This window comes from Pseudomonas sp. GV071, assembly GCF_003050835.1.
Classification (GTDB): domain Bacteria; phylum Pseudomonadota; class Gammaproteobacteria; order Pseudomonadales; family Pseudomonadaceae; genus Aquipseudomonas.
The window spans coordinates 43,135-58,683 of record NZ_QAOJ01000014.1 but is presented as its reverse complement, the minus strand read 5'-3'; the positions used below and the strand labels follow the sequence as shown (position 1 = coordinate 58,683).

Below are 15,549 nucleotides of genomic sequence, written 5' to 3'. Positions count from 1 at the left end.
AGGCAATGGAGGGAAAACGAACAGGCTGGTTACTTTTGTCACATTGTCTAACAGCGCGTTTTAGCCCCATAAGCGCTCATTAAATGATCATTCGTGCACTTATTTTGAACTTTTAGTCGCGCTCAGGGCGAAACCTGTCGCTATCGAAACCTAATTGACACATGTGACAGGTATTAACGGACGGCCTCGCTGGATTTTGTCGCCACTGCCAGCATTCCCGGCATGCCGCTTGCTGACGGCAATGGCTCACATTCCAGACTTTGAGGTTTTCGTGCGTATTTCCCACCTATCCCTGGCAGCTGTTCTTTCCCTGCTGTTGCTTGGTTGTGCCAGCCAAGCACCGCAATCGACCATTCACTGGATCACCCTCGAGCGGCTGGCCGAGAGCATCCAGAAGGACGCGCCGATGGCGGTCGGTTTCGATATAGATGACACCGTGCTGTTCTCCAGCCCGTGCTTCTATGCCGGGCAGCAGAAGTACTCGCCAGGCAGCAACGATTATTTGAAGAACACCGAGTTCTGGAAGGAAACCAATGGCGGTTGCGACCGCTATTCCCTGCCCAAGGAAGTGGCGCGTTCGCTGATTGCCCTGCACCAGGGCCGCGGCGACACGATCTACTTTATTACCGGCCGCCCGCACACTGAGGGCGAACAAGTGACAACCATCCTGCAGCAGACCTTTGCCATCAAGAACATGCAGCCGGTGGTGTTCACTTCCGGGCCGGAGAAGACCCGCTTTATTCACGACCGCGGCCTGCACCTGTACTACGGCGACTCGGACGCCGACATCACCTCGGCCCAGGCCGCCGGCGCACGCGCCATCAGGGTGATGCGCGCGGCCAACTCCACTTACCAGCCGCTGCCGGTCAATGGCGCTCTGGGCGAAGAAGTGCTGGTGGATTCCACCCGTTAAGCGGGTTTAGCGCGGACGGATACCGTCCAGAATCAGCGCCTGCAGGCTGCTCAGCACTTGCTCGAAAAAGGCCGGATCATCCAGGGTGCGGCCGGTGATGGATTCGACCTGCACACGGAAGTCGGCGTAGTGCTGGGTGGTGGCCCACAGGGAAAAGATCAGGTGGTACGGGTCTACCGGCGCCAGCCGGCCGGCCTCGCTCCACGTGCGGATCACCTCGGTTTTGCTGTGCACCAGGTCGCGCAGCTCGTGCTGCAGTTCGCCACGCAGCAGCGGTGCACCCTGTATGATTTCCAGGCAGAACAGCCGCGAGGCCGCCGGCTCGTCCCGCGACAGTTCCAGCTTCAGGCGCAGGTATTCGCTGATCGCTGCCAATGGCTCCATCTCGACACTCAGCGCCCGCAGCGGCGCCAGCCACACGCTCATCAACTGATGCAGCACCGCCAGGTACAGGTCTTCCTTGCTGCCGAAGTAGTACAGCAGGTTGGTTTTGGACACATCGGCGCGGGCCGCCACCTGATCCAGGCTGGTGCCATGCAGACCAAACTGGGAAAACAACTCGATGGCGGCCGCACTGATGGCGGCTCGCTTGCTTTCCATTTGCCGCTCACGCCGCGCCAGCGTCGCCGCGCTGGGGGTACGCACAGCCTTGGCAGCGCTCGGTGGATGTTGCTCGGCCATACAGCCTCCTCAATAAGCCCGCGCCACGATAGCCAAAACAGCTGAGGCTGTCAGTGCACACGCCTCTTTTGCGGGCAGCGTGCACAAACCAGGCGCTCTAAAGCAGACCACTTGGTCTGTGCTAAGCCCCTGAGAAATTCCAAGCGGCTGTTTTCCCTACGGTTTTCATTTTTGGCACAGTCCGTGCTCAATCCCCTGCGACCTGTCGCCGCACGAACGTGCGGCGATCATGCTGGCATTGACCAGAAAAAAGCATAATCAGGGGGTTATATCCATGAAAGTTGGTGTATTCATTCCCATCGGCAACAACGGCTGGCTGATCTCCGAGACCGCTCCGCAATACATGCCGACCTTCGAATTGAACAAACAGATCGTGCAGCGCGCAGAGCACTATGGTTTCGACTTTGCCCTGTCGATGATCAAGCTGCGCGGCTTCGGCGGCAAAACCGAATTCTGGGAACACAACCTGGAATCCTTCACCTTGATGGCCGGCCTGGCGGCGGTCACCAGCAAGATCCAGCTGTTCGCCACCGCCGCCACCCTGACCCTGCCGCCGGCGATCGTCGCGCGCATGGCCTCGACCATCGACTCGATCTCCAATGGCCGTTTCGGCATCAACCTGGTCACCGGCTGGCAGCGCCCCGAGTACTCGCAAATGGGCCTGTGGCCGGGCGACGATTTTTTCGCCACCCGCTATGCCTACCTCGCCGAGTACGCCCAGGTGCTGCGCGACCTGTGGAGCACCGGCCACAGCGATCTGAAAGGTGAGTACTTCACCATGGACGATTGCCGCGTCAGCCCCAAACCACAGGCTGACATGAAGATTATCTGCGCCGGTTCCAGTGACGCCGGCATGGCCTTTTCGGCGCAATACGCCGACTACAACTTCTGCTTCGGCAAGGGTGTGAACACCCCGGCCGCCTTCGCTCCAACCACCGAGCGCCTGCGCCTGGCTACGGAAAAAACCGGCCGCGACGTGAATTCCTGCGTGCTGTTTATGGTGATTGCCGAAGAAACCGAAGCCGCCGCCCGCGCCAAGTGGGAGCTCTACAAAGACGGCGCCGACCAGGCCGCCCTGCAATGGCTCGGCGACCAGGCGGCGGTAGACACCCGCTCGGGCAGCGATACCAACGTGCGGCAGATGTCCGACCCGACCTCGGCGGTGAATATCAACATGGGCACCCTGGTGGGCTCGTTCGAGCAGGTGGCCGCCATGCTCGATGAAGTGGCCCAGGTGCCGGGCACGGAGGGCGTGATGCTGACCTTCGACGACTTTGTCGAAGGCATCGAAAAATTCGGCCAGCGCATCCAGCCGCTGATGAACAGCCGCGCCGCCGCCCTGCAGGAGATCGCGTAATGACCGTTCAACAGGTGTCCAGCTACGCGCTGGCCGTCGACAGCAGCACACCGCTGACCCTGCCGGCACGCCCCGAACCTCTGCAACTGCGCGCCAGCCAGACCGCCCTGATTGTGGTGGATATGCAGAACGCTTATTCCACCCTCGGCGGTTACCTGGACCTGGCCGGTTTCGATGTGTCGTCCACGGGCCCGGTGATCGAAAAGATTCAGGTGGCCATCGCCGCCGCCCGCAAAGCCGGCGTGCAGGTGATCTTTTTCCAGAATGGCTGGGACGCGGACTACGTGGAAGCCGGTGGCCCGGGCTCGCCGAACTGGCACAAGTCCAACGCCCTGAAAACCATGCGCAAGCGCCCCGAGCTGCAAGGCACGTTGTTATCCAAAGGCGGCTGGGATTACGCGCTGGTGGATGAACTGCAACCGTTGCCCGGCGACATCGTGATGCCCAAACCGCGCTACAGCGGCTTCTTCAACACCCCACTGGACAGCATCCTGCGCGCCCGTGGCATCAAGAACCTGGTGTTCACCGGTATCGCCACCAACGTGTGCGTGGAGTCGACCCTGCGCGATGGCTTTTTTCTCGAATATTTCGGCGTAGTGCTGGCCGACGCCACCCACCAGGCCGGTCCGCCCGCCGCCCAGGAGGCGGCGCTGTTCAATATCGAAACCTTCTTCGGCTGGGTGTCCTCGGTCGATGCCTTCTGCACCACCTTTCGCCCCACACAGGAAGCTTGAACATGCCAAAACAATCGATCATTCCGCCGGGCACCGGCAAACCGCTGGCCCCTTACGTACCCGGCTCGCTGGCCGATGGCGTGCTCTACGTCGCCGGCACCCTGCCATTGGATAAAGACGCCAACGTGGTGCATGTCGGCAACGCCACCGAGCAGACCCGCCATGTACTGGAAACCATCAAGGGCGTGGTCGAGGCCGCGGGCGGCACGATGGATGACGTCACCTTCAACATGATCATGCTCAAGGACTGGGCCGATTACGCCGCCATCAACACGGTGTACGCCGAGTACTTTGCCGGGGAAAAACCGGCGCGTTACTGCATCCAGTGCGGCCTGGTGAAGCCCGAAGCGCTGATCGAAATCGCCTCCATCGCCCACGTCGGCAAATGACCGGAGGCGTTGGCATGCACTACGAAATCCACGGCAACCCCGAGGCGACCCAGACCGTGGTGCTGTGTTCCGGCCTCGGGGGTGCGGCGGGCTATTGGGCGCCGCACCTGACGGCACTGAGCAAAACGCACCGAGTGATCAGCTATGACCAGCGCGGCACCGGGCGCAGTCCGGCGGCGCTGGCCGAGGGCTATTCGATTGCCGATATGGCCGATGAACTGCTGACCTTGCTCGACAGCCTGGCCGTTACCCACTGCGCCTTTGTCGGCCATGCCCTCGGTGGCCTGGTCGGGCTGCAGATCGCCCTGCACCGCCCCGCGCTGCTGGAGCGTCTGGTGCTGATCAACGCCTGGGCCGCGCCCAATGCCCACAGCGCGCGTTGTTTCGACACGCGCATTCAATTGCTCACCCACTGCGGTGCGGCAGCCTATGTCGCCGCGCAGCCGCTGTTCCTGTATCCGCCAACCTGGATCGTGGCCAACGGCGAACGCCTGGAAGCCGACCTCGCCCACGCCCTGGCGCACTTTCCTGGCGAGACCAACACCTTGCTGCGCATTGCCGCGCTGCGGGCCTTCGACATCAGCGCGCAGTTGGGCGCGATCAAGGTGCCGACGCTGGTGATGGCCAGCCGCGACGACAGCCTGGTGCCGTGGACGCAATCGGTGCAGTTGGCCGAAGGCCTGGCCAATGCCGAGCTGGACGTGCGCGACTTCGGTGGCCATGCCTGCAACCTGACCGAGCAAACCGACTTCGAAACCCGCCTGCTGGCTTTCCTCCAACCCCCTGTATGAACCACCCGGAGAACCCCATGCACCCGGCCCTGGAAACCCGCGAACCACCCTGCGTGCTCAAACACGATTACCGTGACGCCATGGCCCGCCTGGGTGCGGCCGTGAGCATCATTACCACCGACGGCCCCGGCGGGCGTGCCGGTTTCACCGCCTCAGCGGTGTGCAGCGTCACCGACGAACCGCCCACCCTGCTGGTGTGCCTGAACCGCAGCGCCTCGGTGTACGACAGCTTTCGCGCCAACGGCGTGGTGGCGGTCAATGTGCTTGGCCACGGCCAGCAAACGCTGTCCAACTTGTTCGGCGGCAAAACCCCGCTGGATGAACGCTTCGCCGCAGGCCACTGGCACCAGCAGGTGACCGGTGCGCCATTGCTGGATGGCGCGCTGGTGGCGTTCGACTGCCGGGTGGTGGCCACCAACCAGGTCGGCACCCACGCCATTCTGGTCTGTGAAGTGCTCGCTATCCGCTGCGGCGAGCACGGCCAAGGCTTGATGTATTTCGAGCGCGCCTATCACCCGCTGGGAGCCTGACGCTCAGGAGGAACCCAGCTTCTCTATCAGCTGTCTGGATAAAGGAGGCAGCCACCAACGCCTACTGCCACGAGCAAACGCGCACTCGTCGGCATAGCTGGCACTTTGCCACGTAACTAGGCATTCTTAGCCGCTTTTACCCGTAGCTCGTGCGCCTCTGCTAGCGTCGTAGTAGCTGCCCCTTTCTCTATATAAGCCGTCAGAGCAGGACTCTTGCCCGTGCCCCGATTGTTCACTCACCAGCGCGCTCCCGGCGATTCCCTCGCCACGACCCTGCCGAACTCGGTAAAGGGTGCCTTGGTGGTGCTTGTGGTGGTGATGCTCGGCCTGTTGTTCTGGCAGCTGTACCAGGAGCTCGAACACGGCGAAGAAACCCGCCAGAAGCGCGAACAGGAATATGGCCAGCAACTGGCTGAGCACATGAGCCTGAGCGTGCAGATGCGCGCCCAAGCGGCCCTCGCCCTGCTCAAGCAGACCGCTCAGCAGCCGTCCACCGCGGACAAGAACAACGAGGTGCTGACCAGCCTGCGCGGAATTTTCCCTGCATCCAGCAGCCTGGCCTGGCTCGATCACGACGGCCGGGTGATTGCCGACACGCAAACCGACGCCCACGACCAGGCGTATATCGCCGCGCTGTTCCAGCGCTACCAGGGCCAACCGTACCTGTATGTCTCCAACCCCGACGACGGCGGGCAGATCTATGCCCTTCTGCCTCAGGGCGAGGCAAAGGGTTTCTGGATGGTACGAATGAGCCTGGCCCACCTGCGCCAGAACATCCGCCAGTTCTACAGCAGCGACCATCGCTGGCAGCTGGAAGACCCTGACAGCCGTCATGTGTTTGCCACCCAACCCGCGCCAGCCAATGAACAGATGCGCGCGGCCACCACCTTCGAGCTGGACAACACCGCGCAAGTGGTAGCCGTGCCCGGCACCGACCTGATGGTGCGCAGCGTGTTGGACAAACAGCGCGCCTGGACTGAACAACTGTCGGCCGTCACCGGCAAGTTCCTGCTGTTCATGGCCTGCGCCCTGCTGACCCTGCTGGCCTTGCTGCGTCTACTGCGTGAACAGACTCGCCTGCGCGCCATGACCACAGCCTCGCGCCGCGAATTGCGCGACGCCGCCACGGCCCTCAGCGCCATCGAAGAACGGGTGGTGGTCACCGATGTCGGCGGCCATGTGCGGTACCTCAACCCCCAGGCGGCGCAGCTTTTCGGCCTGTCCAGCAGCGAAGCGCGTGGCCGTCACTTGCTCGACCTGCTGCCCAGCCTCGACCCGAGCCTGCTGCAGGACAGCGAACCCCACGACGACTTCAGCCCGGTGTGGATCGAACTCGATCAGCACCAGCAAACCCGCGTATTCAGTGTCACCCGCAGCCTGTTCAAGGACGGCAAGGAACACAGCCAGCCCGGCCACGTCTGGGTGCTGCGCGATGCCACCGAACAGCAACTGGCGCTGCATGTGCTCGAAGACACTCGGCGCCGTTATCAGGACATTTTCGAAGGCAGTGGCGTGGCCCACTGCGTGCTCGACCTGGCCGACCTGCGCACCTACCTGCATGTGCACAACATCGACACCCTCGGCCAGTTCGACCATTGGTTGCGCACCCACCCGCAGTTGCACGATGAACTGGTGCAGCACCTGCACATCACCGAAATCAATCAGGTGGCGCAGCAACTGCTGGGCGTCGAGTCCACCCAGGAGCTGTGGAGTCACCTGGTGGATGTCGGCCCGATCACCCCGGAGAACGTCCGCTATCAGTTGATCGGCGCGGTGCTGAGCAAGCAGCGGCAGATCGAGATGGAGAGCCAGATCGTTACCCCGCAGGGCAACGAGCGCCACCTGTGGCTGGTACTGCGTCTGCCGGAGCAGAACGACGATTTCCACGCCGTCACCGTGAGCATGAACGACATCACCAGCCGCAAGCGCATCGAGCTGTCGCTGATCGAGCGCGAACGCTTCTGGTCCGATGTCGCCCGCGCTGTGCCCGACACCCTGTACGTGCACGACATGACCGACCGCCGGGTGCTGTTCAGCAACAACCGCCTGGGCCAGCAACTGGGCTACAGCGGCAAAGAACTGCGGCAAATGGCCGGGCACTTCTGGGAAGTGGTTTTGCACCCGGACGACGCCGAGCAATACGCACGCATGCGCACCCTGCAGCAGGTGGTCAGCGACGGCCAATTGCTGCAATGCCACCTGCGCTGGCGCCACCGCGACGGCACCTGGCACTGGTTCGATATCCGCGAACAGGCCCTCAGCCGCACGCCGGAAGGCCGTGTGCACCGCCTGATCGGCGTGGCCAAAGATGTAACCGAACAGATCGAAGCCAGCGAGCTGATGCGCAAGAACGAGCGCCGCTACCGCCTGCTGGCCGAGAACATCAGCGACGTGATTTTCACCACCGACAGCAGCCTGCAACTGGACTACGTCAGCCCCTCGGCGCTGGCCATGTTCGGCTACGAGCCCGAGTGGATCATCGCCAACGGTTTCCATCCACTGGCGGCCAATCCCCGCCAACTGGCGGATGTCGACCAACTGCTGCTGCGGGTGCGCGCCGCCCTCAACGACCCGTCACGCCTGCGCGAGCTGCGCCAGCAGTTGGCGACGCGGCTGTTTATCGTCGATTGTGTGCGTGCCGACGGCCACAAGTTGCCCACCGAGATGCGCATGACGCTGATGTGGGACCAGGACGGCCGCTTCGAAGGCTTGCTCGGCGTTGGCCGCAATATCAGTCAGCAGCGCCGCGCAGAAAAAGACCTGCGCATGGCGGCCACGGTATTCGAGCACTCGACAGCGGCGATTCTGGTCACCGACCCGGCCGGCTATATCGTCCAGGTCAACGAGGCGTTCAGCCGGGTCAGCGGCTACTCCAGTGCCCAAGTGCTCGACCAGCAGCCGGGCATGCTGATGGCCGACCGGCAGCAGACCAGCCACCAGGCGTACATCCTTTCCCAGCTCGGGCAGAACGGCAGCTGGGAAGGCGAGGTGTGGCTCAAACGCCGCAATCAGGAGAACTTCCCGGCCTGGGTCGGTATTACCGCGGTGCAGGACGATGAAGGCGACCTGGTCAGCTATGTCAGTTTCTTCAGTGACATCAGCGAGCGCAAAGCCAGCGAACAGCGCATCCATCGCCTGGCCTATTACGACGCCCTGACCAACCTGCCCAACCGCACGCTGTTCCAGGACCGCCTGCACACCGCCTTGCAGCATGCCGAGCGGCATCTGGAATGGGTGGTGCTGATGTTCCTCGACCTCGACCGCTTCAAGCCGATCAACGACTCCCTCGGCCACGCCGCCGGCGACCGCATGCTCAAGGATGTGGCCCAGCGCCTGGCCGCCTGCGTGGAGGTGGAAGACACCGTGGCACGCATGGGCGGCGACGAATTCACCTTGCTGCTGCAAGCGCGCGACACCCGCGACGGCGCCCTGACCCGCGCCATTCATGTGGCCGAGCAGATTCTCGCCAGCCTCTCGCAGCCGTTCATTCTTGAAGGCCGCGAGTTCTTCGTCACCGCCAGTATCGGTATCGCCCTCAGCCCGCAGGACGGCGAAGAGCTGAGCCAGTTGATGAAGAACGCCGACACCGCCATGTACCACGCCAAAGAGCGCGGCAAGAACAACTTCCAGTTCTACCAGGCGGCAATGAACGCAACCGCTCTGGAGCGTCTGGAGCTGGAAAGCGACCTGCGCCACGCCCTCGATCAGCAGCAGTTCGTGCTCTATTACCAGCCGCAGTTCAGCGCCAACGGCCAGCGTCTGATCGGCGCCGAAGCGCTGCTGCGCTGGCAGCACCCGCGCCGCGGTTTAATCGCGCCGAACGAGTTCATTCCGGTACTGGAAGAGTTGGGCCTGGTGGTGGATGTCGGCGACTGGGTGCTGGTGGAAGCGTGCCGGCAGATGAACGCCTGGCAGGCTGCCGGTGTGCGGGTGCCCAAAGTCTCGGTCAACCTCTCCGCCCGACAATTCGCCGAAGGCCAGTTGGGCCAGCGCATTGCCAACATTCTGCACAGCAGCGGCCTGAGCCCGAGCAGCCTGGAGCTGGAGCTGACCGAAAGCATCCTGATGCACGACGTGGAAGAAACCATGCAAGTGCTGGCCGGTTTCAAACAACTGGGCCTGAGCATCGCGGTCGACGACTTCGGCACCGGCTACTCGTCGCTCAACTACCTCAAGCAATTCCCCATCGACGTGCTGAAGATCGACCGCAGCTTCGTCGACGGCCTGCCCAGCGGCGAACAGGACGCGCAGATTGCCCGCGCCATCATCGCCATGGCCCACAGCCTGAACCTGGCGGTGATCGCCGAGGGCGTGGAAACCCAGGAACAGCTCGACTTCCTGCGTGAACACGGCTGCGACGAAGTGCAGGGCTACCTGCTCGGCAAGCCGATGACCGCCCACCAACTGGCGGCGCAGTTCAGCGGCACCGCGTTGTTTATGCTGAGCTGAAGCGTCTACGCCGGTATTTTTCAACACAATGAGCGGCACTTGTCCGACACATGACCGACTGTCATGTGCCAGAAAACGACCTTTGGGGTAGAATCCGCGCCTTCTTCGGGTTCGCCTTTGTTGTTCTGGGCACGCCCACAAAGCGTTTGATCAAATCTTGCCCAGCTCACTCTTAGGAGACAGCCATGTTTAGTCGCTCGACCACTATCGCTAACTACGATGCCGAACTCTTTGCCGCCATGGAGCAAGAAGCTCAGCGCCAGGAAGAGCACATCGAGCTGATCGCCTCGGAGAACTACACCAGCCCAGCGGTGATGGAAGCCCAGGGTTCGGTACTGACCAACAAGTACGCCGAAGGCTACCCAGGCAAGCGTTACTACGGCGGCTGCGAATACGTCGACATCGTTGAGCAACTGGCCATCGACCGCGCCAAAGAGCTGTTCGGCGCCGACTACGCCAACGTCCAGCCGCACGCAGGCTCGCAAGCCAACAGCGCGGTGTACCTGGCCCTGCTGAACGCCGGCGACACCATCCTGGGCATGAGCCTGGCCCACGGTGGTCACCTGACCCACGGCGCCAGCGTTTCCTCCTCGGGCAAGCTGTACAACGCCGTGCAGTACGGCATCGACGGCAATGGCCTGATCGACTACGACGAAGTCGAGCGCCTGGCCGTGGAGCACAAGCCAAAAATGATCGTGGCCGGTTTCTCGGCTTACTCGCAGATTCTCGACTTCGCCCGTTTCCGCGCCATCGCCGACAAAGTCGGTGCTTACCTGTTCGTCGACATGGCCCACGTGGCCGGCCTGGTTGCCGCTGGCGTATACCCGAACCCGGTGCCATTCGCTGACGTCGTCACCACCACCACCCACAAGACCCTGCGCGGTCCACGTGGTGGCCTGATCCTGGCCAAGGCCAACGCCGAGATCGAGAAGAAGCTGAACTCCGCGGTATTCCCGGGCGGCCAGGGCGGCCCGCTGGAGCACGTGATCGCCGCCAAGGCGATCTGCTTCAAAGAAGCGCTGCAGCCTGAGTTCAAGACCTACCAGCAACAAGTGGTGAAAAACGCCAAGGCCATGGCCGGCGTATTCATCGAGCGCGGTTTTGACGTGGTCTCCGGCGGTACCGAGAACCACCTGTTCCTGCTCTCCCTGATCAAGCAGGACATCTCCGGTAAAGACGCCGACGCCGCTCTGGGCAAAGCCTTTATCACCGTCAACAAGAACTCGGTGCCGAACGACCCACGCTCCCCGTTCGTGACCTCCGGCCTGCGTTTCGGCACCCCGGCTGTCACCACTCGCGGCTTCAAGGAAGCAGAGTGCAAAGAGCTGGCCGGCTGGATCTGCGACATCCTGGCTGACCTGAACAACGACGCGGTGATCGACGCCGTGCGTGAGAAAGTCAAAGCCATCTGCGCCAAGCTGCCGGTCTACGGTAAGTAAGCGTTACGCAGAAACAAAAAGCCCGGCCAAGTGCCGGGCTTTTTTGTGGGTTGGTTTTTTGTAGGAGCGGCTTCAGCCGCGATTGGCCGGACCTGAAAAAGACGCCCAGGGCATATAACGCGAGATCAAAAACTCGCGGCTGAAGCCTCTCCTACAGGTGTACGGGGTTCCTTGTGAGATGACGTCAGCCGGCCACCACCTCGGCAAACCCCGCGCGAATCTGCTCTTCAGGTAGCTGATCGCCGATAAACACGATCACGCTTTCGCGCACATCGCCTGCCGCCCACTCGCGGTCCCAATCAAAGCCGTACAAGCGCAGCACGCCCTGAAACACCATGCGCCGCTCTTCGCCGGCAATATCCAGCACGCCCTTGTAGCGCAGCAACGAATTGCCGTGTTCTTCCAGCAGGGTTTCCATAAAGGCACTGAGCTTATCGATATCCAGCGGCTTCTCGCTTTTCAGCACCAGGGTGCCGATGCGGTCCGGGTTGGCCGCCAGGGTCAGCGGACGCAGGCTGATGGTCGCCGGCAAGTCGGCATTCAGGTTGAAACCACGCACATCCAGCAGCTCGGCCAGGTCGATACGACCATGCTCGACAATACGGATCGGCGCCCGCCGGTTGATCCGCCCCAAGCGCTGCACCAGCGCCTCGTAGTGCACGTCATCCACCAGGTCGCGTTTACTCACCAGAATCCGGTCGGCAAAACCCACTTGCGCCTGGGCGATCGGCTCGGCCAGGTGGCGCTCGGCGTTGGCTGCGTCCACCACGGTGATGATGCCGTCCAGCACATAGCGCTCGCACAGCTCCTCTTCGGCGAAAAAAGTCTGCGCCACCGGTGCCGGATCGGCCAGGCCGGTGCACTCGATCACCAGGCGGTCGAAGGCCAGTTCGCCGCTGTCCAGGCGGTCCAGCAACAGGTACAGGGCCTTTTCCAGCTCGACGTGAATGGAGCAGCACACGCAGCCGTTGGCCAGGGTCATCACCTGCACCGGCTCACTGCCAAGCAACTGGCCGTCGATGGGTGTTTCGCTGAACTCGTTTTCGATCACCGCGATCTTCAGGCCGTGTTCGGCCTTGAGGATATGGCGCAGCAAGGTGGTCTTGCCGGCACCAAGAAAACCGCTGAGCACGGTGACGGGAATGGGTTGGGGAGTGGCCATAAAAAAACCTTGAAGTCTGGATACCGAAAATAAATACGCCACGACGAGCGTGGCGCGAGGGTCTTGCGTCGGTGAACTCAGCAGCAGCGAATTGGCCGCCCTTTTCCACCACCGTAACGGGCTTCCTGACGCTCGCGGAAAAACTCCTCGTAGGTCATTGGCACCGTGTCCGGGTGTTTGTTGGCCATGTGCTCGACGTAGTTGTCGTAGTCGGGCATGCCCACCAGCATGCGCGCGGCCTGCCCCAGGTATTTGCCCATGCGACTCAGGTCATTGAACATGGTCTGTCCTCAATAAGGCGGGCCGGCTCAACGCTGGCCCGCGTCCACATTTAAATGTGGGGAATTGGTTCGAACGGGGTTTCCTTGTCGCTGCGCTCCGGGCGAACCCAGGCCTCGCGCCCGACCTTGATGGCATAGAACAGCACGCTGAATACCACGAACAGGAACAACACCGTGAGGGTGGCGTTGGTGTACGCGTTGAAGATCACGTGCTGCATCTGCTCGGCGTCCTTGGCCGGGGCAATCACTTGGCCGGCGGCCAGGGCATCGCTGTACTTGCGACCCAGGGCGACGAAGCCCACCGCCGGGTTGCTGTCGAACAGCTTGATCAGGCCGGCCGTGGTGGTGCAGATCAGCAGCCAGGTTGCGGGCAGCATGGTGACCCACACGTACTGCTGACGTTTCATCTTGATCAGCACCACCGTGCCGAGCATCAGCGCGATACCGGCGAGCATCTGGTTGGAGATACCGAACAGCGGCCACAAGGTATTGATGCCGCCCAACGGATCGACCACACCCTGGTACAGCAACCAGCCCCACATCGCCACGCAACCACCGGTGGCGATGATGTTGGCGACCCAGGAATCGGTCTTGCGCATCGCCGGCACGAAATTGCCCAGCAGGTCCTGGAGCATGAAACGTCCCGCTCGCGTACCGGCGTCAACCGCCGTGAGGATGAATAGCGCTTCGAACAGAATCGCGAAGTGGTACCAGAAGGCCATGGTGTTCTCACCCGGCAATACCTGGTGGAGGATTTGCGCGATACCGACCGCCAACGTCGGCGCACCGCCGGCACGGGCCAGAATGGTGGTTTCACCGATATCACGGGCGGTGGCTTCGAGTGCCTCCGGGGTGATCATGAAACCCCAACTGCTGACGGTCGCGGCAACCGACGCCACATCGGCACCGACCACAGCGGGTGGGCTGTTCATCGCGAAGTACACACCTGGCTCGATCACCGACGCGGCGACCATGGCCATGATGGCGACGAAGGACTCCATCAGCATGCCGCCGTAACCGATGTAACGGGCGTGCGACTCACTGGCCAACAGCTTGGGCGTGGTGCCCGAGGAGATCAGGGCGTGGAAGCCCGATACCGCACCGCAGGCAATGGTGATGAACAGGAACGGGAACAGCCCGCCCTTCCACACCGGCCCGGTGCCGTCGACGAACTGGGTCAGCGCCGGCATTTTCAGGTCCGGCATGACGAACAGAATGCCCAACGCCAAGGCGATGATGGTGCCGATTTTCAGGAAGGTGGAGAGGTAATCACGCGGCGCCAACAGCAGCCACACCGGCAGTACCGAGGCCACCGCACCATAGCCGATCAACATCCAGGTGATCTGAATGCCGGTGAAGGTGAACATCGGTGCCCACTCAGGGCTGGCGGCCACCTGGCCACCCATCCAGATGGAACCGAGCAGCAGCACCAGGCCGACCACCGAAATCTCGCCGATCCGACCCGGGCGTACATAGCGCATGTACAGCCCCATCAGCATCGCAATCGGGATGGTCGCCATCACCGTGAACATGCCCCATGGGCTGGACGCCAGGGCCTTGACCACGATCAGCGCCAGCACCGCGAGGATGATGATCATGATCAGGAAGGCGCCGAACAGGGCGATGGTGCCAGGCACCTGGCCCATTTCCTCGCGCACCAGCTCGCCCAGGGAGCGGCCGTTACGGCGGGTGGAAATGAACAGCACCATGAAGTCCTGCACCGCACCGGCGAGGATCACCCCGGCAATCAGCCAGAGGGTGCCGGGCAGGTAGCCCATCTGCGCGGCGAGTACCGGACCGACCAGCGGGCCGGCGCCAGCGATGGCAGCGAAGTGGTGACCGAAGAGAATGTGTTTGTTGGTCGGCACGTAGTCCAAACCGTCATTGTTCAATACAGCGGGGGTCGCGCGATTGGGGTCCAGCTGCATCACCTTGTTGGCGATAAACAGGCTGTAGTAGCGGTACGCGACCAGATAGAGGGCCACAGCGGCCACCACTATCCACAAGGCGTTGATGGCTTCACCGCGGCGCAAGGCCACGACACCCAAGGCACCGGCGCCTACTACGGCCAACACTGCCCAGGGCAAGTGGCGCAGGACGCTATTGTTATTGTTCATGAAAAGCTCCGAATGGATGGACGTACAAGCGGCCTCCAAAGCTTAGCCGTTTATCCCCAATAAGGTATCCGACGATCGTCTATCGCCCCACTGAACCGGTCCTTCAGGCAGGCAAAAAAAACCGGGCGAATCGCCCGGCTCATACATTAAGTTGCCCTGTTCACGCCGGCTGTTTGGCATACCTCGCCAGCTGCGCATCTTTGCTCATCACATCCAGGGTATTGGCCAGCACTTGCTCGCTGGTGACATCAGCCTTGGAGAAGATGCTGTCGAAGTTGGCGTGGGTGACCTGGGCGAAATGCTCGCGGTCAGCTTTCTCTACACCCAGCAGCGTGGCGTAGGCGTCCAGCGCTTCGCCTTGGCCTTGGGCCATGTCTTCGGCGATCGAGTCGAGCATGCCGTTCATGGCCAGCATCGAGCGGCCGCCGTAGCCGAGTTTGACGTGGGAATCGCAGCCATTGGTGCCGGAGGTGAGGCCGAAGGTCGCGTTACCCGAGGTGCCGTTGGTAGTGGTCGCTAGCAGGTGAGGGGCCAGACCGCGCTGACCTTCGAACAACATGTTGCCCCAGCCGCAACCACCACCCCCGGCCTGATCTGCCTGGGCCGCAAAACTGGCCGCACTGAGAACCACGAGAATCAAACCTTTGCCAAGCAATCGCTTATCCATGTCTGCGCTCCGCAGTAATTGTTGTAAACAACGCTCTTG

13 protein-coding genes are annotated in these 15,549 nt (G+C 62.2%); 8 read left to right on the top strand and 5 right to left on the bottom strand.

Translation table 11 applies throughout. From position 1 onward, the window contains the following. The first annotated feature begins 271 nt into the window (after window positions 1–271). Window positions 272–913, top strand: coding sequence for an acid phosphatase AphA (gene aphA, locus C8K61_RS22835; protein WP_218277837.1), 642 nt, complete (start codon window positions 272–274; stop codon window positions 911–913). A 6-nt stretch (window positions 914–919) separates the two neighbouring features. Here the strand turns inward: aphA and rutR are convergent, their stop codons facing one another. Further along, complete coding sequence (gene rutR, locus C8K61_RS22830) at window positions 920–1,594, bottom strand: HTH-type transcriptional regulator RutR (RefSeq protein ID WP_108098604.1); 675 nt, start codon at window positions 1,592–1,594, stop codon at window positions 920–922. A gap of 274 nt (window positions 1,595–1,868) precedes the next feature. On the opposite strand from rutR, the gene rutA reads away from it, so the two are divergent. From rutA to glyA, 7 genes are all read left to right on the top strand, one after another. Further along, window positions 1,869–2,951 carry a pyrimidine utilization protein A gene (gene rutA / locus C8K61_RS22825; protein WP_108098603.1) on the top strand — a complete coding sequence of 361 codons (1,083 nt, stop codon included), beginning with the start codon at window positions 1,869–1,871 and terminating at the stop codon, window positions 2,949–2,951. Further along, entirely contained in the window at window positions 2,951–3,685 is a 735-nt protein-coding gene (rutB, locus tag C8K61_RS22820) for a pyrimidine utilization protein B (protein WP_108098602.1), read from the top strand. The genes rutA and rutB overlap by 1 nt, the downstream gene beginning before the upstream one ends. A gap of 2 nt (window positions 3,686–3,687) precedes the next feature. Continuing rightward, the gene (gene rutC, locus C8K61_RS22815; protein ID WP_108098601.1) at window positions 3,688–4,074 is read left to right on the top strand and encodes a pyrimidine utilization protein C; all 387 of its coding nucleotides are present in this window, start codon (window positions 3,688–3,690) and stop codon (window positions 4,072–4,074) included. Window positions 4,075–4,088: 14 nt separating this feature from the next. Continuing rightward, entirely contained in the window at window positions 4,089–4,865 is a 777-nt protein-coding gene (gene rutD / locus C8K61_RS22810; RefSeq protein ID WP_108098600.1) for a pyrimidine utilization protein D, read from the top strand. Window positions 4,866–4,882: 17 nt separating this feature from the next. After that, window positions 4,883–5,395 carry a flavin reductase gene (locus tag C8K61_RS22805; RefSeq protein ID WP_108098599.1) on the top strand — a complete coding sequence of 171 codons (513 nt, stop codon included), beginning with the start codon at window positions 4,883–4,885 and terminating at the stop codon, window positions 5,393–5,395. A gap of 213 nt (window positions 5,396–5,608) precedes the next feature. Next, window positions 5,609–9,844, top strand: coding sequence for an EAL domain-containing protein (locus C8K61_RS22800; RefSeq protein WP_371920020.1), 4,236 nt, complete (start codon window positions 5,609–5,611; stop codon window positions 9,842–9,844). 185 nt (window positions 9,845–10,029) lie between these two features. Then, window positions 10,030–11,283, top strand: a complete 1,254-nt coding sequence (gene glyA, locus C8K61_RS22795; RefSeq protein ID WP_108098598.1) for a serine hydroxymethyltransferase — start codon at window positions 10,030–10,032, stop codon at window positions 11,281–11,283. A gap of 184 nt (window positions 11,284–11,467) precedes the next feature. Here the strand turns inward: glyA and yjiA are convergent, their stop codons facing one another. The 4 genes from yjiA to C8K61_RS22775 form a co-directional block, all read right to left on the bottom strand. Then, window positions 11,468–12,445 (bottom strand): GTPase, encoded by a 978-nt coding sequence (yjiA, locus tag C8K61_RS22790; RefSeq protein WP_108098597.1) that lies wholly within the window; start codon window positions 12,443–12,445, stop codon window positions 11,468–11,470. Window positions 12,446–12,522: 77 nt separating this feature from the next. Continuing rightward, the gene (locus C8K61_RS22785; RefSeq protein WP_108098596.1) at window positions 12,523–12,726 is read right to left on the bottom strand and encodes a YbdD/YjiX family protein; all 204 of its coding nucleotides are present in this window, start codon (window positions 12,724–12,726) and stop codon (window positions 12,523–12,525) included. Between the two features lie 50 nt (window positions 12,727–12,776). Beyond that, entirely contained in the window at window positions 12,777–14,843 is a 2,067-nt protein-coding gene (locus C8K61_RS22780; protein ID WP_108098595.1) for a carbon starvation CstA family protein, read from the bottom strand. Window positions 14,844–15,003: 160 nt separating this feature from the next. Further along, entirely contained in the window at window positions 15,004–15,510 is a 507-nt protein-coding gene (locus C8K61_RS22775) for a DUF3015 domain-containing protein (protein WP_108098594.1), read from the bottom strand. Between the last annotated feature and the right edge of the window lie 39 nt (window positions 15,511–15,549).